Source organism: Clostridium sp., from assembly GCF_017888565.1.
Classification (GTDB): Bacteria; Bacillota; Clostridia; order Clostridiales; family Clostridiaceae; genus Clostridium.
The window spans coordinates 1-21,406 of the sequence record NZ_JAGHFX010000038.1 but is presented as its reverse complement, the minus strand read 5'-3'; the positions used below and the strand labels follow the sequence as shown (position 1 = coordinate 21,406).

The following is a 21,406-nucleotide window of genomic DNA, read 5'->3' as shown; positions in this document are numbered from 1 at the left end:
GCGGGGGGGAATACTAAATCGATTTTAATATTATACAAATTCTATTGGTTGCAGTATTTGCATTTATTGCAGCTATTGACCAATTTAGTTTCTTAGAATCATTGTATCAACCAATTGTATCAGGAGCCGTTATTGGTGCAATTCTTGGAGATTTACAAACTGGACTTATTGTAGGTGGTACTTACCAATTAATGACAATCGGTAACATGCCTGTAGGAGGAGCTCAACCTCCAAATGCTGTTATCGGAGGAATAATGGCAGTAGTATTTGCCATTTCTTCTAAATTAGATCCAGCTGCTGCAGTTGGACTAGCAGTTCCATTTGCATTAATAGGACAATATTGTGTTACATTATTATTCACAGTTATGTCACCATTAATGTCAAAAGCTGATAAATATGCAGAAGATGCAAATCCAAAAGGTATTGAAAGACTTAACTATGGCGCAATGGCTGCTTTAGGATTATTCTTTGCAATTGTAGTTGTTATAGGTTTAATAGGTGGTAGCGCTGCTGGTGAGTGGTTATCAGAATTCTCAACAAAATATGCTTGGTTCATGGACGGACTTGGTGCTGCTGGTAATATGATGCGTTATGTTGGATTTGCAATTTTATTACGTATAATGTTATCAAATGAATTATGGGGAGTTTATTTTGCAGGTTTTGCACTTGCAACTATTATAGGAAAAATAGAAGGCTTATCTGGATCAGCATTATTAATAATTGCATTTATTGGAATCGCAGTATGCATTTACGACTTCCAAATTAATGTAAAAATGAAATCTGCTACAGCAAATATAGGAATGGGAGGAGATGACGAAGATGGAATCTAATAACACATTATATAAAGATTTGACTCCTGCCAAACAACTTGATAAGAAAACTTTAAACAAGATGGTTTGGCGTTCATTATTCTTACAGGCTTCATTTAACTATGAAAGAATGCAAGCTGCTGGATGGCTATATGGAATATTACCTGGATTAGAGAAGATTCATACTAATAAAGAAGACCTTTCTAAATCTATGAAACACAACTTAGAGTTCTTTAATACTCACCCATTCCTTGTAACTTTTGTTATGGGTATAATTATGTCATTAGAGCAACAAAAGGCTGATACTAATACTATCCGTGCTGTCCGTGTGGCTGCAATGGGTCCTTTAGGTGGAATTGGAGATGCTATTTTCTGGTTCACATTAGTTCCAATTACTGCTGGTATCACTGCTAACATGGCTATCGGTGGATCCTTAATTGGTCCAATACTATTCTTGTTAATATTTAATGGTGTTCAATTTGGACTTAGATATTGGTTAATGTACTGGTCATATAACTTAGGTTCAAAAGCGATAGATGTCTTAACTAAAAATGCAAAAGAATTTACACGTTCAGCTTCTATGCTAGGTGTATTCATAGTTGGTGCTCTTACTTCAAACTATGGTGCAACAAAATTAGCTATTGAAATACCAAATGGAGAAGCTCCAATTAATATACAAAATATATTAGATGGTGTTCTTCCTCAAATGCTTCCACTAGCTTTAACATTAATGCTATTCTACTTAATCAAGAAAAGAAAATGGACTCCTGTTGCATGTATAGGTTTATTACTTGTACTTGGAATAGTTGGTGCTTTATTCGGTAACTTATTTGGATTCACAATGTGGGCTAAATAATTTACTTCAAAAAGAGGACATGCTATTTATTAGCAGTCCTCTTTTTAATTATTAATATAATCATAGTATTCTCAACTTTATAAACATATAAACTTTTCTATCTCAGTATAAAAAAGAACAAATTCTTCTTTAAAATCCACTTACTTATTTATATCTTATATATTTCAAAAATACATTTTTATAATTTACTTAAATATTTCTTTTACATTATCAGGTACTGTATTACCAGCTAAAGTATATGCTAATAAAACAGATCCATTCCAAGGATCAAGTGCAGGTTCTTGTAAATGGCACTTTAATCCTGATTCATTTATCATTTCTTGAAGTGGCTCTAAAACATGTTTACCTGATTTAAACACACCACCAGTGTATGAAACAACAAAATCATCTTTGAAATTTAATTCTTTTGATATAGCAGATATGTGTTCAAATATAGCTTTTGCTGCATCCTTAAATATATTTTTGCAAGCTGGACATCCCGCTTCTGCTGCTAAAAAGCATATTGTTGAAAACTTAGCTAATTCTGTCCTATTAAATTTCAATCTATTAAATGCAATATCAACAATTTCATATCTATATGTTATATTATATTCTTTTTCTAGTATATCAACTAAAACAGTTTTTTCACTTCTTCCATCTTTTTGTTTTGTATATTCATTAATCGTTCTAAGTGCAATCCAATAAGCACTTCCATCATCACCTATTCCTGGACCAAATCCACCACATCTTGCTAGCTTTCCTTCTGCATTTCTACCATAAGCTATACTTCCTGTACCTGCTACTACATTTATTCCTGGCTTGCAAGCAGTTCCTCCTGCCCATCCATTAACAGCATCATTATCAATTGAATATGGTACTTCCATAACTTCTTTTATAGCTTCATCTATTTTAACCATATCATCTAAGCTTTCGCCATATCCTGGTACACCTGCAAATGCATAATCGATATCCTTTACAGAAATATTTGTTTCTTCACATATCTTAGAAATATTTTCTCTTAGTTCACTTTTAATTCCTTCTACACCAACTTGATGAATGTGTATAGTTGCTCCTTCTCTTTCACATACCTTTTGTAACTTTTCATCTACTAATAGATACTTTGTTTTAGTGCCTCCACCATCAATTCCTAAATAATACATTTTCTTTCCCCCTACCTACAAGGTTTATATTATGTGATTGGATATATTACATGTATTACTATTCCCCTTATTGCCTATAATCTATCTTTTTTACTTTATATACTTAATAAAATCCATCAATTTAATTATATATTTATTATTAACAAATTCCAACATCAAAATATTACAATCTATACTTCTATTTTATTTTCCCTAGCATAGTAAAAAAGATATTGCTGAGCCATTCCTGATAAAGCTCCAAATTTATCTCTTGCAAATACTCTCATCTTGTTTAGTGATACATCTGGTGCTACATAAAAATGAATCATAGCTCTCTTAACCCATACATCTACAGGGAATGCTGAGTGCTTTGTCATTGAAAATAGCATTATACAATCTGCTACCTTAGCACCTACCCCCATAAATTTTTGCAGTTCTATATGGCACTCATCATCATTTAATGACTTTATATATTCTAAATCAAAATCTAATATTTCTGGTCTTTCATCATACTTACTTGGATTTAATCTAAAATCTTCATTAACTTCTATAGCTTCATTTACCTTTTTAATTGTATCAACTATGTACTTACTTCTAAAAGATGCACCTGTTTCTTGAATTTCTTCTAATGTAGCATCTTTAATTGCTTGCGGAGTTGGAAATGTATAATACTCGTTTCCCTTGTACTCTATTTTTTCTCCCCATCTCTCACATATCTTTTTAACTGTTTTCTTTATTGAAGGTATACTATTTCTTGCAGATATTATAAAGCTTATAAGAATTTCAAATGGATCTTGATTTAATATTCTTATGCCATATCCAAACTCAACACTTTTTCTAAGTATTTCATCTTTTGCAAGAACATCTTTTATTTCATCATAATTTCTTTCTAAATCAAAATAATCCTTCCATATATTATTAAAATCTTCTTCATTTGAATTACATATAATAACTTCATCATCATTTTGAATTACTTCAATAACTCTTCCATAAGCAACTACAACATAATTATTATCTTCTATCTTATCCCATCTGAAGCATTGCCCACACTCCAATATTTGTTTTATATTGAAATTCTTTACACCTTTTATTATCACTTTATTATCTTCAAATACAGTATTTTTAAAATCCATTTCTTCACCTCTTATATATAATTAATATACCATTAATATATTATTTATCCCCGAGATATTAATAAACTATTCTCACTCAGTCATCTTTCCCCCTAAGAATTAAACTAAATATTAATAATTTTTATCTTTATAAATTATATCATATTCTTAATAAAAATGGATAATATGTATTCAATAATAATTTATATAAAGAAAGATAGAGAAATCAAATAAGTTTCTCTATCTTAAAAAAGTTCAACAAATCAAATCATATTAAGGATAAATTTTTAATAATTGTAGAATCCTCTACCAGTCTTTCTTCCAAGATATCCAGCTCTAACATACTTTCTTAAAAGATTACTTGCTCTGTACTTAGTGTCTCCTGTTTCATTATATAAAACGTCCATAATAGCTAAGCATACATCTAATCCTATAAGGTCTCCTAAAGCTAAAGGTCCCATTGGATGATTTGCACCATATTTCATAGCAGTATCTATATCTTCAACTGAAGCTATTCCTTCTTGAAGAATAAATGATGCTTCATTAATCATTGGAATAAGTATTCTATTAACAACAAATCCTGGAGCTTCTTCAACTTCTACTGGCTCCTTTCCAATTGCTACTGATAATTCTTTTATAGCATCAAAAGTTTCATTTGATGTTGCCATCCCTCTTATAATTTCTACTAGCTTCATTACTGGAGCTGGATTAAAGAAATGCATTCCTATAACTTTATCAGGTCTCTTTGTTGCTGAAGCAACTTCTGTTATTGATAAAGATGATGTATTAGAAGCTAATATAGTAGATTCTTTACAAATCCCATCTAATTCAGCAAATATACTCTTTTTAATTTCCATATTTTCAACAGCAGCTTCAATTACTAAATCACAATCTTCTGCAAGAGATAAATCAGTAGTTCCAGTTATTCTTGAAAGAATAGCTTCTTTATCTTCTTCACTAATCTTCCCCTTAGCAACTAGCTTAGTTAAGCCTTTATTAATTCCAGATATACCTCTTTCAACAAATTCATCCTTTATATCTCTAACTATTACTTCATAACCCTTTTGAGCAAAAGCTTGAACTATACCTGCTCCCATAGTTCCTGCACCTATAACAAAAATCTTTTCCATATTCAAAAACCTCCAATTTCTTCAATTCACAATTTACAATTCACAATTTAATATTAATAATTTAGGTAATAATTTATCCTAAGCTAAATTATCTAATTTCACAACTCAGTTTACTGAGTTATTTCCTTAATTATGAATTGTCCACTTTCAATTTCCCATTATACTTATGCATTGTCCATTATTAATTTGTTAATTAATATTTACTCTAATTTCATAACTCAGCTTGTCTGAGTTATTTTCTTAATTGTAAACTCTCCATTCTCCATTGTCACTAGTTTTCTTTCATTGCTTTTGCTTGTGCTGTCATTTCTGGAACAACTTTTAACAAGTCTCCTACTATAGCATAATCTGCTGTTTGCATTATTGGAGCTGATGCATCTTTGTTTATAGCTATTATTAAATCTGAATCTTGCATACCTGCAACGTGTTGTATTGCCCCTGAAATACCACAAGCTATATATATAGTTGGTCTTACTGTCTTACCCGTTTGTCCAACTTGATAGTCTCTATCTATCCAGCCATTTTCAACAGCTGCTCTTGATCCTGCTACTGTTCCACCTAAAGCTTCTGCTAATTCTTTTAAAATATTAAAGTTTTCTTTTGAACCTACTCCCCTACCGCCTGAAACAATGAAGTTAGCTTCGCTTATATCAACGATATCCTTAGCTTCTTTTACTATCTCAACTATTTTAGTTCTGATATCTGAATCTTCGATTTTTACTTCTACTTCTTCTACAGTAAAGTTTCTATCTTCATCTGAAAGCTTTGAAAATACTCCTGGTCTTACTGTTGCCATTTGTGGTCTATGATCTGGACAGGCAATTGTAGCCATTAAGTTACCACCAAATGCTGGTCTTGTAGCTAATAAATCTGCTTTTTCAACGTCAACATCTAAAACTGTGCAGTCTGCTGTTAATCCTGTAGATAATCTTGCAGCTACTCTAGGTCCTAGATCTCTTCCAATGAAAGTAGCTCCTATAAATAATATTCCTGGTTTTCTTTCATTTGCTAAATCACAAATAACCTTTGTATATCCATCAGTAGTGTAGTGCTTTAACAATTTATTTTCTGCTACTAAAACCTCATCTGCTCCATGTCTTCCTAATATATCAGCTAAACCTTTTATATTATCTCCTAATAAAAGAGCTGTTAATTTTACTCCTAACTTATCAGCAATTTTTCTACCTTCACCAAGTAATTCTAAAGAAACCTTTTGAAGTTCTCCTTCTCTTTGCTCAGCAAATACCCATACGCCTCTGTAATCTGCTATACTCATCTTTTTTACCTCCCATATTTCCTAGATGTAGTGTTTTTCTTTTAATTTACCTAATACATATTTTACAGCTTCACTTGGAACTTCATTTATTAATTCTCCTGCTCCCTTAGCTTCTTTAGTCATTGACTTTTTAACCTTTGTTGGTGAACCTTTAAGTCCTAGCTCTTCTTTGTTCACTTCTAAGTCAGCAGCTGACCAAATTTTTATTTCTGTGTTTGCAGTATCAAAGATATATCTAACATTCATATATCTTGGTTCATTTAATTCTTTTATAGCTGTTAAAAGAACTGGTCCATTAACCTTTATCAATTCATATCCATCTTCTAATGCTCTATTTACTAATAACCCATCATCTTCTACCTTAACACCTTGAACATATGTTACTTGAGGTATATTTAAATGTTCTGCAATTTCCGGTCCAACTTGTGCTGTATCTCCGTCTATAGCTTGTCTTCCTGCGAAAACCACATCATATTCTAATCTTTTTATTGCTCCTGCTAAAGTCTTTGAAGTTGCTAGTGTATCAGCTCCTGCAAAAGCTCTATCAGTTATAAGTATAGCTTCATCAGCTCCCATACATAAAGCTTCTCTTAATGCATTTTGTGCTTGAGGAGGCCCCATACTTACTACTGTAACCTTTCCACCTACATTATCCTTTAAAGTTAAAGCAGCTTCTAAAGCATGCTTATCTTCTGGATTTATTATTGATGGAACACCATCTCTTATAAGAGTCCCTGTCTTTGGATCAATTTTAACAGCTGTTGTATCTGGAACTTGTTTTAAACAAACTACTATATTCATCTATAAATCCTCCCTATTATCTTAAAGCATTTCCTGAAATAACCATCTTTTGAACTTCTGAAGTTCCTTCATATATTTCAGTTATTTTTGCATCTCTCATCATTCTTTCAACTGGATATTCTTTAGTGTATCCATATCCACCAAATATTTGAACTGCCTTAGTTGTTACATCCATAGCAACTTCTGCTGCATAAAGTTTAGCTCTTGCGGCATCTACTGAATATGGAAGTTTATTATCCTTTAACCAAGCAGCTTTATAAACTAAATGCCTTGCAGCTTCAATTTTAGTATCCATTTCTGCTATCATCCATTGAAGTCCTTGGAAAGCAGATAATGATTTCCCAAATTGTTTTCTTTCTTTCATGTAAGCAACAGCTTCGTCAAATGCCCCTTCTGCAATTCCTAAAGCTTGAGCTGCTATACCAATTCTTCCTCCATCTAGGGTTTTCATAGCTATACCAAAGCCTTTACCTTCTTGTCCTATTAAATTTTCCTTTGGAACTATACAATTGCTCATAACTAACTCTGTTGTTGAAGATGCTCTAATTCCAAGCTTTTCTTCTTTCTTTCCAATTGAGAATCCTTCAAAATTCTTTTCAACTATAAATGCTGAAATTCCTCTTGTTCCCTTACTTCTATCAGTCATAGCAAAAATAATAAATGTATCAGCTACTCCACCATTTGTTATAAATATCTTTGATCCATTTAATATATAATTATCTCCATCTAATACAGCTACAGTTTGTTGTCCTGCTGCATCTGTACCTGCTCCTGGTTCTGTTAGCCCAAATGCTCCTAGCTTTTTACCACTTGCAAGGTCTACTAGATATTTTTCTTTTTGCTCTTTTGTTCCAAATTGCTCTATTAAAGAAGCACAAAGAGAAGTATGAGCAGATACTATAACCCCTGTAGTTCCACAAGCCTTTGATAACTCTTCCACTGCTATTATATAAGAAAGAGTATCTCCACCAGCTCCACCATATTCCTTAGCAAATGGAATTCCTAACATTCCAAGCTTGGCCATTTTTTCAACATTTTCCATAGGAAATCTTTCTGTTTCATCAATTTCAGCAGCAATTGGTTTTACTTCATTCAAAGCGAATTCTCTAACCATTTGTCTTACTAATTCTTGTTCTCTAGTTAATTGAAAATTCATTTATTATACCTCCTCGATATTGCACACTTTTTTACTTAACTACATATATTTGATTTTTTCGATAATTCTTTATATTTTATTTTTTCTGACTATTTATTATAAAAATTTTTATCTCTCTTTTCGATAAAAGCTGTCATTCCTTCTTTTTGGTCTTCTGTCGAAAAACATTTTCCAAAATCTTCAGCTTCGATTTCTACAGCGCTATCTATATCAACTTGCATTCCCCTATTTATTGCATCCTTACATAATTTAACTGCAATTGGAGCATTGGCAATTATTGTCTTTGCCATAGCTTTTGCTTCTTCCATTAGATTTTCAAGAGATACAACTTTATTTACTAAACCAATTCTAAGTGCTTCCTCAGCTTTTACAGTTGCACATGTATAAATAAGCTCTTTAGCCTTACCTTCTCCAACTAATCTAGGCAATCTTTGAGTTCCACCAAATCCAGGTGTTATTCCAAGGCCAACTTCTGGTTGAGCAAATCTTGCTCTTTCTGAAGCTATTCTTATATCACAAGCCATAGCTAATTCACAACCACCACCAAGGGCAAATCCTGATACTGCTGCAATAACAGGCTTGTTCAATTTTTCTAATCTTCTGAAAACTCTGTTTCCTAAAAGTCCAAATTCTTTTCCTTCTTCTTCTGATAAATCTTTCATCTCCGAAATATCAGCTCCTGCAACAAAAGCTTTTTCTCCAGAGCCTGTTAATATAACACAATAAATATTATTATCTTTTTCTAAGTCTTCTAATACTACGTCTAAATCCTTTAATGTTTCTGAGTTTAATGCATTTAATGCTTTCGGTCTATTAATTGTAACAATCGCTAGATTTTCTTCTTTTTCAAGAATTATATTTTTTAATTCCATTATAGAATCCTCCCCTTTTATCCATGCTTATATTAATTTTATTCAATAGACATAACCCATGTAGTATCTTATAATTGCATTCAAAACATATTAATAATTATATTAATGTTAATATGTATCATAAAACAACAATTTGTTAATCTTATAACAATCATAAGCAAAAATAATTGAAGCAGATGCTTCAATTATTATTATAAACTCTTAAATTTTCTTTTGCAATAACTATTTCTAATTTAATCCAATTATCAATTTATCTATTTATTTTCATTTTTATCATGTAATAAATATATTAATGTTAATAAACTTTCTGATAAATGAACATTTTCTACTGTTATATCTTCAGGTACAGATAAATCAACAGGTGCAAAATTCCATATACCTGTTACTCCATTTTCTACTAAAATATCACATACCTTTTGTGCATTAATTCTTGGAACACAAATTATACCTATATCTATACTATTATCTTCAAGATAACTTTTTAGTGTATCTATATCTTGGATTTCTATATCTCTTATTCTCATTCCTAATAGTTTTGGGTTAGCATCAAATATAGCTTCTATATCTAACCCGATTTGTGAGAATCTGCTGTAATTTGCTATTGCCTGCCCTATATTACCAGCTCCAATGATTACTCCCTTATATTCTCTATTTAACCCTAATATAATGCTAATTTGATTGTATAAGTCCTTTACATTGTATCCATATCCTTGTTGACCAAAGTCACCAAAGCAATTTAAATCTTGTCTTATTTGTGATGCCGTAAATCCTATTTTTTCTCCTAGTTCTTTTGAAGAAATTCTATCTACATCATTTCTTAATAACTCTTGTAAATATCTATGATATTTTGGTAATCTCTTGATTACGGCCATTGAAATATTCTTTTTCTTATCCATACTATATTTTCTCCTACTTTCTCTTATCTTATATATTAAAACAATATTATTCATATTCATATTTATATTTTACCACTTTTATTATAATTTTAAAACAACTTAGGTTATCTATTTAACAAACTAAAAGCATATTAAATAGTTAATTTTTTCTCAATCACAAAAGTTTACTTACTAATATTTTTGTCAATTAATATAATTTTTATATATTTTTTTATTAGTTTTAAAGTTCATTTTTAAATTTAATTTTTAAATAAACTTTAATTTAGTTATATTATATAAAAAAAATTAAGACTTATGTATAACGTAGCAGATCCGTTATACATAAGTCTCAAATTTATACAGAGCCTCAATGTGCTCTGTAAACAAGATAATGATCTTGTATGCTTCCCTTATGCCTGAAATGTTCTCAACCTAATTCATTATATTTAATATGATGAAATTTGTCAATAAAAATAGCATTTGAAATTATTTCAAGCATCTTGTTGAATTTATTACTGCTATTACGGTAACTCCAACATCTGCAAATACAGCTTCCCACATATTCGCCATACCAAAAGCACTTAAAATCAATACAAGACCTTTTACTCCTAATGATAATATTATATTTTGCCATAATACTTTATTTGTTTTTCTTGCTACTTTAATAGCAGTAACTAATGCCTCAGGATCATCTTTCATTAAAACTACATCCGCTGCTTCTATAGCTGCATCTGATCCAATACCACCCATAGCAACTCCAATGTCTGCTCTTGCTAAAACTGGTGCATCATTTATTCCATCACCCACAAATACAACTTTACCTTTTGTTGAATTATTATTGATTAAACCTTCTACTTTTTCAACCTTATCTCCTGGTAATAATTCAGCAAATACTTTATCTACACCAACCAATGATGCTACCTTTTCTCCTACTGATTGGTTATCTCCTGTTAACATAACGGTTTGAGATACACCTATATTCTTTAATCCTTCTATTGCTGATTTAGAACCTTCTTTTATTTCATCTGAAATTACTATATTACCTTTATATTCATTGTTTACTGCTACATGAACTATTGTTCCAATTGAATTTATATCGTCATATTTTATTTCAAACTTTTCCATAAGCTTATAATTACCAATTAATACTTGTGAATTATTAATTGTTACCCTAATTCCATGTCCAGATATTTCTTCATAACCACTTAAATCATTAGAATCTATTTCTTTTCCATATTCTTTTATAATAGATTGTGCTATTGGGTGATTTGATAAACTTTCTGAAATAGCTGCAACTTTTATTAACTCATCTTTAGATATATCAACATTATTTATTTCTGTTACCTTAAAGACACCTTTTGTTAATGTTCCTGTTTTATCAAAAACAACTGTATTAACATCCTTAAGTGCTTCTAAATAGTTTCCGCCTTTAACTAATATACCTTTTCTAGATGCACCACCAATTCCAGCAAATAATCCAAGAGGAATTGAAACTACCAATGCACATGGACAAGATACTACTAAGAATATTAATGCCCTGTAAATCCAATCATAGAAACTTGCATCCTTAATAACTAGAGGTGGTATTATTGCTAATGCTAATGCAGAGAAAACAACTATTGGAGTATATATTCTTGCAAATCTAGTTATAAATTTTTCAGTTGGTGCTTTTTTATTAGAAGCATTTTCTACTAATTCTAAAATTCTAGAAACTGTTGATTCTTTAAAATTCTTCGTTACTTTTACCTTTAAAACACCATTAGTGTTTATGAATCCAGCTAGAATATCTTCTCCTGTTGAAACTTCTCTTGGAACAGATTCTCCAGTAAGTGCTGATGTATCAACAAAGCTTGTTCCATCTAATACTATACCATCTAAAGGTACTCTTTCACCTGGCTTTATTATTATTACATCCTCTATATTAACTATTTCTGGATTAACTTTTTCTTCTTTTCCATCTTTTAGAATATTTGCATAATCAGCTCTTATATTCATAAGAGAAGTAATTGATTTTCTTGAACGATTTACTGCATATGATTGGAACACTTCTCCTATTTGATAGAATAACATAACCGCTACACCTTCTGGAAACTCACCTATAAAGAAAGCTCCTAAAGTAGCGACTGTCATTAAGAAGTTTTCATCAAAAACTTCTCCTCTTAAAATATTTTTAATAGCAGTTAATACAACTTCTCCTCCAACTAATACATAGCTCAGTGCAAATAATACTACAGATAGAACTGATCCTTCAGTTGAAATTAAAGCAATTGCATATACTATTGCTCCTATTATTAACTTCATATTTTCTTTTAACCCAACTGCGTCTCCATGAGAATGATCATGTGAGTGCCCATGAGAATGATCGTGTGAGTGTTCATGTGATTCTTCACTTAAATGTTCATGAGAATCTCCTCTTAAATTACTATGGGAATGATTTTTATCATGAGCATGATTTTCTTTATCACTTTTATTTTCTATAGAACAAGTATCACTTGTACACTTGTTAACCTCTTTAGGAATAATATTATTTTCATTTTTATTAAATACTTTAACCCCTGGCTCTAGTTTGTTTATTATAGATTTTGCTTCTGCTATAATCTCATCATTTTGTCTTTCCCCATTTAATTCTATAATTAAAGTAGATGTTGTAAAATTTAAATTAGCTTCCTTAACACCTTTAATATTATTAACTCTAGTTTCAATTTTATTTGCACAATTAGCACATGTTAACCCTGATAAAATTAATTTTATTTCATTACTACTCATTTTTTTCACCACTTTCTTATTCGATAATATGCTTGAATCCTTCATTAAATATATGCTTAATGTGATCATCTGCTAATGAATAATATATAACTTTTCCATCTCTTCTAAACTTAACTAATCTATTTGATTTTAATACTCGAAGCTGATGTGAAATTGCAGATTGAGTCATATTTAATAATGCTGCTAAATCGCATACACATAACTCTTCTTGAAATAATGCACATAATATTTTTATTCTTGTAGAATCACTAAAAGCTTTAAATAAATCAGCTAAATCATATAATTTTTCCTCATCTGGTATAGATTCTTTTACTTTTTCAACAACATCCTTATGAATTATTGTACAATTACAACTTTCTAATTTATTCTCCTCCATAATTCCCTCCTATAACATATGAATAATTGTTCATATGTTTCTTTAATAGTATTATATGCTATTCCCATTAAATGTGTCAACTTTAAATAAAATATTTTATAAACTATTTTTAAATATTATAATTTTAATGTGCTTATTATGATAACATCTTCAAAATCTTATACTTTTATACTTTACTTATAAATAAAAATAGAGAGTCAATAGACTCTCTATATTACTAAAGCTATATGCTCTTTTAGTTTTTGATTTAAAACCACTTCATTTAATACCAGATTTATAACAGTACTGCAAACATGACTAGCAAAAAGTAAATCTTTTTCGTATGAAGATATTCCTTCATATTCTTTTTGAAGTTTAATTATATACTTTCCTATTTCTTCTGATGTAAGGTGAAAATTCATGTCTCTTTTTATATTATAATCCTTCGAAAATTTATTTAATTCATTTTCATATAATACATGTTCTTTCATAGCATTAGCACTTTTAAATTCCCATCTTTGAAAATGTGGAATACAGAAAAAGTCACATAAAAAATGACAAACAACACCTAACTCTTGATTAAATTTTTTAGATGAATATCTACTATAGATATCATCTAGAGTTAATGAGGATAAAAATTCTATCTTTTTAACAATCATATCAAAACTTTCATCTATATAATGTTTTTTAAACTTATATTTTGATACAGAATCTGGTTTTAAATTTCCCCATATGAATTGTCCATCATTAATTATAAAGACTTTATCCTCTTCTATATTGCTTATAAATTGTTGTGCTAAAGCTTTGTGAGTATTCATCATCATAATTTCCTCACCTCGCTTTTCTTTTATAACTATATGATAATACTACAGATGATAAAAAACAAATATGTTTTTTTGTATATAACCCCACTTATTATCATATTAGTAATGGTCTTCTCTCTTAACCATTATAACCTTTTGTTTGTTTTTTGTTAATATTTCCCTTAATTTCATTTTTAATTTTTTCAAATAACTTAGGTTGTATAGTTGGATATGTTAAATTTGTAGGTATATCATCAAATTCTTTAATTTTCTCTATCTCAAAATCCGGTAGATCTCCTAAAGAATATATTTCAGCAAAAAATAATGCTGCATAACTTTTATTCCCATCAATTTCTAAAGAGTAATCATTCATATATAATATTTCAAATTCCTTAGCTCCAGTTTCTTCAAACAACTCTCTTTTAGCTGTAAAATTTATATCTTCATTAATTTCTCTATGTCCTGCTGGAATCTCCCAGGTATTTCTTTCTTTATGCTTTACAAAAATCCATTTACCTTTATATCTTGATACCACTATTGCATAAAGTAACTTTTCATTTTCTATTATATTTTTTTCATAAAATTTAATTTTCATAATCTTTCTCCAAAATATAGTAGTTATTAAATTTTTAAAATATAGTTACTATTTTATATTTATATAATTCAATAATTACTTATATATTATTATCTTAATAACTCTAAACTATTTTATTTTTTAATCAAAATTTTTAAGTTTATCGTTGCAGTAGTTCTACTAATCTATTATTTTAATCTATTATTTAAATATATGTATCTTTCCACTGTCATTTAAATTTTTTAATATTATAACTATTATAGGTAATACAAATAGTCCAAGGAATCCAAATATTTTAACACCTATAAACATACACATTAGCATTACTATTGGATGTAATCCTACTTGCTGCCCTACAACTTTTGGTTCTATTACATTTCTTACTATTGTTATAACAACATAAATTATAGTTAATCCTACTGCTAAACCTATATCTCCTCTAACTAATTCTATTATAATCCAAGGTATAACTATTCCACCCGTTCCAAGCACAGGAAGTACATCTACACAAGCTATTAATAGTGCTATCGTTATTGCACTTTCAACTCTTAATATAGAAAGGCCTATTGCTAGCTCTATAAAAGTTATTGATATTATTATTGAGTAAGCTTTCACAAATTTGAATAAAGTCCCTACTATATAATCTTTAATGTCAAATATAATGCTAGAAGATCTTTCCGAAAACTGCCTTGTAATAAAACTTGTTATACTTGTATAATCCATCGCAAAAAAGAAAGACGCAATAATAGAAAATATAACTATAATGAAGAATGTTGGAACTGATGTAACTGTTGATGATATAAATACAACAACTCCTGATGATATACTAGAAATTATACTTCCTAATGACTCTGTTAATGATGATATCATATCTCTTACAGCTTGCATTAAATTAGGATCTAATCCTACTAATATATCTTCAAACCCACTTAATAATTGTAATATTACCGGCTCTATCGTAGTGGTATAAAGATCCGGTAGTTTAATAAATACATCTTTTAATACAACAAACAACTTAACTATAAGTAACGTAATTAATGCACCAATAGTTGTATAAAAAATTAAAACTGTAATCCCTGCTACAACTCTTCTATTAATTCCAAATTTTTTTGATATTAAATTTATTAATGGTTTTAATATAAATGCTATTCCAAATCCTATGACAAATGGTAAAAACCAACCAAGTCCATATCTAATTGCTATATATATTATTGCACTAACAATTAATAAATAAAGTGTATTAATTATAAATTCTCTTTTTTTCTCTACACCCATAAGTTTAATCTCCTTATTTTTTTATATTGATTATACAATAAATATTTTGCATTTTAAATTTATAATTTCAATATTAATTTAAAATTCAGAATTTAATATAAAATATTTTATATTTTTTAGCATTATATCTGTATTATTAAATTAACTTGAACCTTTCATTAATAATATATAGACTTACATAATAAATATATAAAAAAATAACTATAAACTTATTTTTTAAAAATATGTTTATAGTCATTTATACTAATTATTTATATAATTCTTAAATACATCTGTAAAATCTTTTTTAATATAATTTTCTCTACTTATCTTTGTCCAATTGAAAGCATACTCATTTATATCTTTGAATATTTCTGCTGCATTACCTTCAACAACCTTGCTTGATGCACACGCACTGGCAGCTATTTTTAATGTCTCTTCTGATTTACTAAGCATAATATTATTCTCTTGTACTATATGAGATATTCTAATTAAAGATTTATATAAATCCTTTAACTGCTCTATTTGATTTCTATCTACATCAATAGAAAAACTAATTTCTCCAATAATAAACTTAATTTCACAATCTAAATCTATAGTTCCTGCTGTTTCTATAGCAACGTTTCTAATTGTATTTTTATAGTAATCATATCTAGTTACAAGTCTCTTTTTGCTTACAGCAGATGTACCATCTACATGAATAAGAGCTAAATTAGTAAAACAATATTCATCTGTTCTTGATTTTATAAGAAAAAATATTTGTTCTCCATCTTCATGCATTATATAATCATCTGCATCAACCTTATTAAAGTCCTTTTTATCAATTATCTTACCAATGTCACTTAGCCCTAATGCATCTGAAGCTAATTTTTTTAACATATACAAACCCTCCCAATTTTTATACTCTTTATTATTTATAATAGTAATTTTATAATAACAGATAAATATTATAATTTATCTACTTATTGTTAACTTATTTTCTTTTAATTTTGAAAGTTTTTAAAATCAAGCCACTGAATACATTTACATAAGTATATATAAAATACCAATATTTTTTATATTAATCCCAAAATATGCTTCTGGAATTTTGTAAGTTCTCATAATTACAGATTGGACATCTACTACTAACTATCTCTTCTTCACTAACTAACTTATATTTACTTTTACAAATTTCACAACTATACTCTAATTTGAAAATTTTATTGTCATCATAATTAATTTCTACGTAAGGAACTGTTGCTAAATTTCCACACTTATTACATTTGGCATATGCATTATAATAACTTATATTATAAATCTTTTTATTACTTAATATAAAGTCTATACTATCATTTCTTTTCTTAGTAAGCTCTCGTCTAAATACTTTAAAGTCTTGAGTCCTAAACCCAACTCCTTCAAATAATGTAGCACTATAATCACACCTCTTACACTTAATGCTTACTCCTTTACCCAAATCCAATCCCCCTTAATTAAATATAATTATTATATGTATATTTTATCATAAAATTAATAGAATACATTTAAATAGATTTTTAATAATAGTACTTGTTTATATAATTACACTCTCTACTATCTAGAAATTATTTATATTTATTTTTATTAGTATATAAAATTAATAAATACTATGTTATTATAAATAAAGTTCTTACACAAATATCTAATAAACTTTGTATAAGAACTTTATTTTCATATATATTTATCTATATAATATCTTTTATAGTAAAACTATACTATTTTTCCATCTTTAATAGTTATTATTCTATTGCACATACTAGCTATCTTTAAATCATGGGTTATTATAATTATTGTTTTTCCTTCTTTATTTAGCTGTTTTAAAATATCCATTATTTCCTCGCCAGTCTTTTGGTCTAAAGCTCCAGTAGGTTCATCAGCTAATATAACATTACTTTCTTGAACTAAAGCTCTAGCAATTGCTACTCTTTGTTGTTGTCCCCCAGATAATTGCGACGGCTTTTTGTTAAATTGATCTAAAATTCCCATTTTCTCAAGATATTTCTTTCCAATGTCTACTCGTTCACTATGACTCATTTTCCTAACATTAAGTGGTAAAATCACATTATCTAGAATAGTATATTCTTTTATTAAAGCGAAATATTGAAATATAAAGCTAAATTCTTCATTTCTAAACTTGTAAATTTCTTTATCACTTATCTTTGAAATATCTTTATTATTGTAAGTGTACATACCACTATTAGCTTTATCTAATAGTCCTAATATATTAAGTAGTGTACTTTTGCCTGAACCCGATGGTCCCATTATGGCAACCATTTCACCAGAGTCTATAGTTAAATCAATATCAATAAGAGCCCTTGTATGCACTTCATCAGTAATATACTCTTTACTTATTTTTTTTAAACTAATTAAATTACTCATCTTAATCCTCCAATTAAATCCTTTGGTTCAGATTTCATTAATATCCTAGCTGGTATCATATTTGTTCCTGCCAAAAGAACTATACATATAATAAATAATGTAATAGAATTCTTTAAATTAACATCTACTTGGAATATTTCTTCTATGGTAAATAATTTATAATATATTAAAGTAATGATATACGATATAATAATAATTATTCCTGACTCTCTCAATATTGAATAGAAAATTTTTAATTTACTATATCCTATTGATAGCTTTATGCCTATTTCCTTTTTTCTGTATACTATATTTAATATTAACATAATACTAATTCCTAATATACTACAAATAATTATGGTTATATATATAGACATCTCATATGGCCTAGGAATTCCTAAAGAAGACAGATATATTTCTTTTTTATCATAATAACTACTTACTGTGCATTCTATATTATATTTACTTGCATATTCTTCTATTTTTAATTTAATCCTTTCTGTATCAGAAGAATTTGAATATTTTATAAAACAATTGCTTATATATTGAGTTCTAAATACTAACTCATCATAGTCTTCAAAAACCTTTGGAATTATAATATAATTATCTAAAAATAAATGGTTTAAAAATAATGTTTGATAATCACCAATAATGTACTGTTCTGGCTCTAAAAAACCTACTATTTTATAGTTCTTATCATCACTCTTTATTAAATCGTTTAATTTATAATTTTCTTTGTAATAACTACCTACTAAAACAGGTATTATATTTTTATCTATATCATTAAAATCTAGAATTGTGCCTTCAGATATTTTAAAATTATATATACTTGAATAATTCTCATCTACAAATAATACTGGATTATATAAATCTGAATTATAAGAATTTATAGAATCAGAACTTATTTTTTCGCTATCGTTAGAAATATTTATTTCTCCTGTATTAAATGAAGAAATTTTAATATCATTATCAGTGTATAAAGCATTATAAAAATTACTTATAGATTCTTCATCAATTGTCTTCTTTCTAAGAGGTTCGGGCATTATTTGTATATTAATAATATTTTTAGTTCCTAATATATTATTAGTTTTACTTTCTAATTCATGCTGCTTAAAAGTCATTGATATATACTGCATAAGAAATATTAATGATATTGTTAATTGAAATAATAAAAATAACTTTAACAATACCTTATTCGCTACTTTTGATAATTTTTTCATATTCTCACCTATTCCTGCATTACTTGAGATAAGCTACATTTATCTATGTTTCTTAATTGCAAACCTGAAAGTATTAAACAATTTATTATTAATACTATAAATACAAATAAAATTACAGATAAAGATATATAAACTGAAGAACCTATTTGATTTACAAGTTTTAATTGATAATATTTATAAAATAATATTGAAAAAAATAATGATATTACTGATAAAGAAGTTATCTCTAAAAATATCTCTTTCATTATTATTTTGTTAGTGAATCCAATAGCTTTTTTTATACTTATTTCTTTACTTCTTCTTTTTATTATCATTGACATAAGTAAATAAAAGTTTATAAGTACACAAATTGACATAGTAGTTATTTTTATAATTAAACCTTTATAATACTCTATATTAGAAAATATTAAACTTTTAGATATATTTATTTCATTATATCCACTTATATTATTTACACTTTCAATGTCTTTATTGTTAACATTTCTCAATTCAAGTTCTTTACTTCCATATATATACATCGCATTTGCCTCTGAATTCTTAATATCACTAGGAAGTGAAGTAAATGGCATATATATACTATCATCATAAAATGAATTCCCAATCTTATAACCTAGCACCCCAACTACTTCATATTCTTTGTCAAATATGTTTATTAGCTTTCTACCATTTTTATTAAAAGTATATTCATCAAAAAACTTCCCTATCAAGACTTTATTCTCTCCATTTAATATTTCTTCTTGAGATAAATATCTTCCAGAGGATAATTTCAAAATTTTAGAATTCACTTTATTTATCCCTATAATAAACGCCCTTTTTTCGCCTATCATAGCACCAATTTTACCCGCTTCATACAATTCGTCAGAAAATAAGTTTTTAACAATATTATTCATATCATCTATCTTCATACTACTAGAAAAATCTAATTCTATTTGAGTTCCATTATTAATTCTCTTATTTAAATCATTATTCAATTGTAAAGTTTCTCTAATTAGAGATCCAGTTAATATAATTGATAATAAAACTATAAAATTAATTATTATAAAAAACATATTACTTAATTTGTTGCTTAAAATATTTTTAATTATATACCTCAAGTAAATTCTCCTCCTATAAATATAAATGGAATATACTTATTCCCTTTATATTATCAATTTTATGCTGTTATCCAAAGTGCAAATTTACTAGTTCCGCTTAAATGTTTGCATCCATGAGCACTATGCCAAGTATAAGGTGTTCCATTAGTTCCAACTGTAATGCTTTTATATGCTGTAACTCCACCTGTTGCTTCGCCTACTAATCCATTTATTACATATCCATTTGATGAAATACCTTCTATATATACATATGAAGAATCATTAGACCCAGCATATTCAGTCTTAGCTTGTCCTTGTTTGGTATCTCCATATAAAGATCCATATATTGTATTTCCATTTCCATCAGTTTTATTATCTGTTGCTGCAAAAACAGTTACTAATGAAATACATAATGCAGCCAATGTCAATGCAATTATCTTTTTTTATTCTTTCTCATAATTATTATCTCTCCCATTCTATTATTCCGTTCTATTATTTGTAGTCGACTTACTGTTAAAGTATATTACTGTTCTTTTTGTAAAACAACTCTTTTTTTGTAAAATATTAGTACTTATTTTATTAACTTTTTAATATTATGTAATTTTTTAATATTAATCTCTTTCTACGTAAAATGAATAGATTTCTTTCATCTTCATCAATATGCTCAAATTGTTGCTACTAGAAGACTAAACTACTTTCCTATTTCATATTTATTATTGATTTCAAATGTCTTTATAATCATACATATCTAAATGACATTAAAAATACAAAAATAGGGAAGTGGAATCTTCCCTATTTTTTAATTCATAGTGAATAATTAATTAGTAAATTTTATATAAAATCTTCTTCTTAACTCTTTCACTCTAAATGTAGTCTTCATATTCAGGTTTATTAGTCAGATCATTTAATAAATGCTTTATTTCTTGATCCTTACTCTTGTCCATTATAAGAATAACATCTCCAGCATCTACTATAACTAAATC

Annotated in this window: 21 protein-coding genes and 1 pseudogene; 2 read left to right on the top strand and 20 right to left on the bottom strand. The window is 28.0% G+C overall.

Going from position 1 to position 21,406, the window contains the following annotated elements; genetic code table 11:
* Positions 1–17 precede the first annotated feature (17 nt).
* Complete coding sequence (locus J7M87_RS06560) at positions 18–830, top strand: PTS sugar transporter subunit IIC (protein WP_142419094.1); 813 nt, start codon at positions 18–20, stop codon at positions 828–830.
* Positions 820–1,665: a PTS system mannose/fructose/sorbose family transporter subunit IID gene (locus tag J7M87_RS06555; RefSeq protein ID WP_291649863.1), complete on the top strand. Its 846-nt coding sequence runs from the start codon at positions 820–822 to the stop codon at positions 1,663–1,665. The genes J7M87_RS06560 and J7M87_RS06555 overlap by 11 nt, the downstream gene beginning before the upstream one ends.
* 185 nt (positions 1,666–1,850) lie before the next feature.
* Here J7M87_RS06555 and J7M87_RS06550 read toward each other — a convergent pair whose 3' ends face one another.
* From J7M87_RS06550 to J7M87_RS06455, 20 genes and pseudogenes are all read right to left on the bottom strand, one after another.
* The gene (locus tag J7M87_RS06550; RefSeq protein ID WP_291649862.1) at positions 1,851–2,804 is read right to left on the bottom strand and encodes a BadF/BadG/BcrA/BcrD ATPase family protein; all 954 of its coding nucleotides are present in this window, start codon (positions 2,802–2,804) and stop codon (positions 1,851–1,853) included.
* A gap of 170 nt (positions 2,805–2,974) precedes the next feature.
* The gene (locus tag J7M87_RS06545; protein WP_291649859.1) at positions 2,975–3,916 is read right to left on the bottom strand and encodes a DNA glycosylase; all 942 of its coding nucleotides are present in this window, start codon (positions 3,914–3,916) and stop codon (positions 2,975–2,977) included.
* A gap of 266 nt (positions 3,917–4,182) precedes the next feature.
* Complete coding sequence (locus J7M87_RS06540) at positions 4,183–5,025, bottom strand: 3-hydroxybutyryl-CoA dehydrogenase (RefSeq protein ID WP_291649857.1); 843 nt, start codon at positions 5,023–5,025, stop codon at positions 4,183–4,185.
* A gap of 271 nt (positions 5,026–5,296) precedes the next feature.
* The gene (locus J7M87_RS06535; protein ID WP_291649855.1) at positions 5,297–6,301 is read right to left on the bottom strand and encodes an electron transfer flavoprotein subunit alpha/FixB family protein; all 1,005 of its coding nucleotides are present in this window, start codon (positions 6,299–6,301) and stop codon (positions 5,297–5,299) included.
* A gap of 21 nt (positions 6,302–6,322) precedes the next feature.
* Complete coding sequence (locus J7M87_RS06530) at positions 6,323–7,102, bottom strand: electron transfer flavoprotein subunit beta/FixA family protein (protein WP_291649853.1); 780 nt, start codon at positions 7,100–7,102, stop codon at positions 6,323–6,325.
* Between the two features lie 16 nt (positions 7,103–7,118).
* Complete coding sequence (locus J7M87_RS06525) at positions 7,119–8,258, bottom strand: acyl-CoA dehydrogenase (RefSeq protein ID WP_291649851.1); 1,140 nt, start codon at positions 8,256–8,258, stop codon at positions 7,119–7,121.
* Positions 8,259–8,347: 89 nt separating this feature from the next.
* Positions 8,348–9,130: a short-chain-enoyl-CoA hydratase gene (locus tag J7M87_RS06520; protein WP_291649849.1), complete on the bottom strand. Its 783-nt coding sequence runs from the start codon at positions 9,128–9,130 to the stop codon at positions 8,348–8,350.
* A 254-nt stretch (positions 9,131–9,384) separates the two neighbouring features.
* Positions 9,385–10,026: a redox-sensing transcriptional repressor Rex gene (locus tag J7M87_RS06515; RefSeq protein WP_291649847.1), complete on the bottom strand. Its 642-nt coding sequence runs from the start codon at positions 10,024–10,026 to the stop codon at positions 9,385–9,387.
* 465 nt (positions 10,027–10,491) lie between these two features.
* Complete coding sequence (locus tag J7M87_RS06510) at positions 10,492–12,771, bottom strand: heavy metal translocating P-type ATPase (protein WP_291649845.1); 2,280 nt, start codon at positions 12,769–12,771, stop codon at positions 10,492–10,494.
* Positions 12,772–12,787: 16 nt separating this feature from the next.
* Entirely contained in the window at positions 12,788–13,147 is a 360-nt protein-coding gene (locus tag J7M87_RS06505) for a metalloregulator ArsR/SmtB family transcription factor (RefSeq protein ID WP_291649843.1), read from the bottom strand.
* A 209-nt stretch (positions 13,148–13,356) separates the two neighbouring features.
* Complete coding sequence (locus J7M87_RS06500) at positions 13,357–13,950, bottom strand: zinc dependent phospholipase C family protein (RefSeq protein WP_291649841.1); 594 nt, start codon at positions 13,948–13,950, stop codon at positions 13,357–13,359.
* Between the two features lie 118 nt (positions 13,951–14,068).
* Complete coding sequence (locus J7M87_RS06495; protein ID WP_291649840.1) at positions 14,069–14,524, bottom strand: NUDIX domain-containing protein; 456 nt, start codon at positions 14,522–14,524, stop codon at positions 14,069–14,071.
* Between the two features lie 180 nt (positions 14,525–14,704).
* Positions 14,705–15,778, bottom strand: a complete 1,074-nt coding sequence (gene ytvI / locus J7M87_RS06490) for a sporulation integral membrane protein YtvI (RefSeq protein ID WP_291649838.1) — start codon at positions 15,776–15,778, stop codon at positions 14,705–14,707.
* 243 nt (positions 15,779–16,021) lie between these two features.
* The gene (locus J7M87_RS06485; RefSeq protein WP_291649836.1) at positions 16,022–16,636 is read right to left on the bottom strand and encodes a PH domain-containing protein; all 615 of its coding nucleotides are present in this window, start codon (positions 16,634–16,636) and stop codon (positions 16,022–16,024) included.
* Between the two features lie 181 nt (positions 16,637–16,817).
* Positions 16,818–17,210: a hypothetical protein gene (locus J7M87_RS06480; protein WP_291649834.1), complete on the bottom strand. Its 393-nt coding sequence runs from the start codon at positions 17,208–17,210 to the stop codon at positions 16,818–16,820.
* 272 nt (positions 17,211–17,482) lie between these two features.
* Entirely contained in the window at positions 17,483–18,151 is a 669-nt protein-coding gene (locus tag J7M87_RS06475; RefSeq protein WP_291649831.1) for an ABC transporter ATP-binding protein, read from the bottom strand.
* Positions 18,148–19,350 (bottom strand): ABC transporter permease, encoded by a 1,203-nt coding sequence (locus tag J7M87_RS06470; RefSeq protein WP_291649829.1) that lies wholly within the window; start codon positions 19,348–19,350, stop codon positions 18,148–18,150. The genes J7M87_RS06475 and J7M87_RS06470 overlap by 4 nt, the downstream gene beginning before the upstream one ends.
* A gap of 8 nt (positions 19,351–19,358) precedes the next feature.
* Positions 19,359–20,444, bottom strand: coding sequence for an ABC transporter permease (locus J7M87_RS06465; RefSeq protein WP_291649826.1), 1,086 nt, complete (start codon positions 20,442–20,444; stop codon positions 19,359–19,361).
* A 59-nt stretch (positions 20,445–20,503) separates the two neighbouring features.
* Complete coding sequence (locus J7M87_RS06460; protein ID WP_291649824.1) at positions 20,504–20,851, bottom strand: hypothetical protein; 348 nt, start codon at positions 20,849–20,851, stop codon at positions 20,504–20,506.
* Between the two features lie 435 nt (positions 20,852–21,286).
* A pseudogene (locus J7M87_RS06455) lies at positions 21,287–21,406 on the bottom strand (mannose-6-phosphate isomerase); the annotation flags it as partial.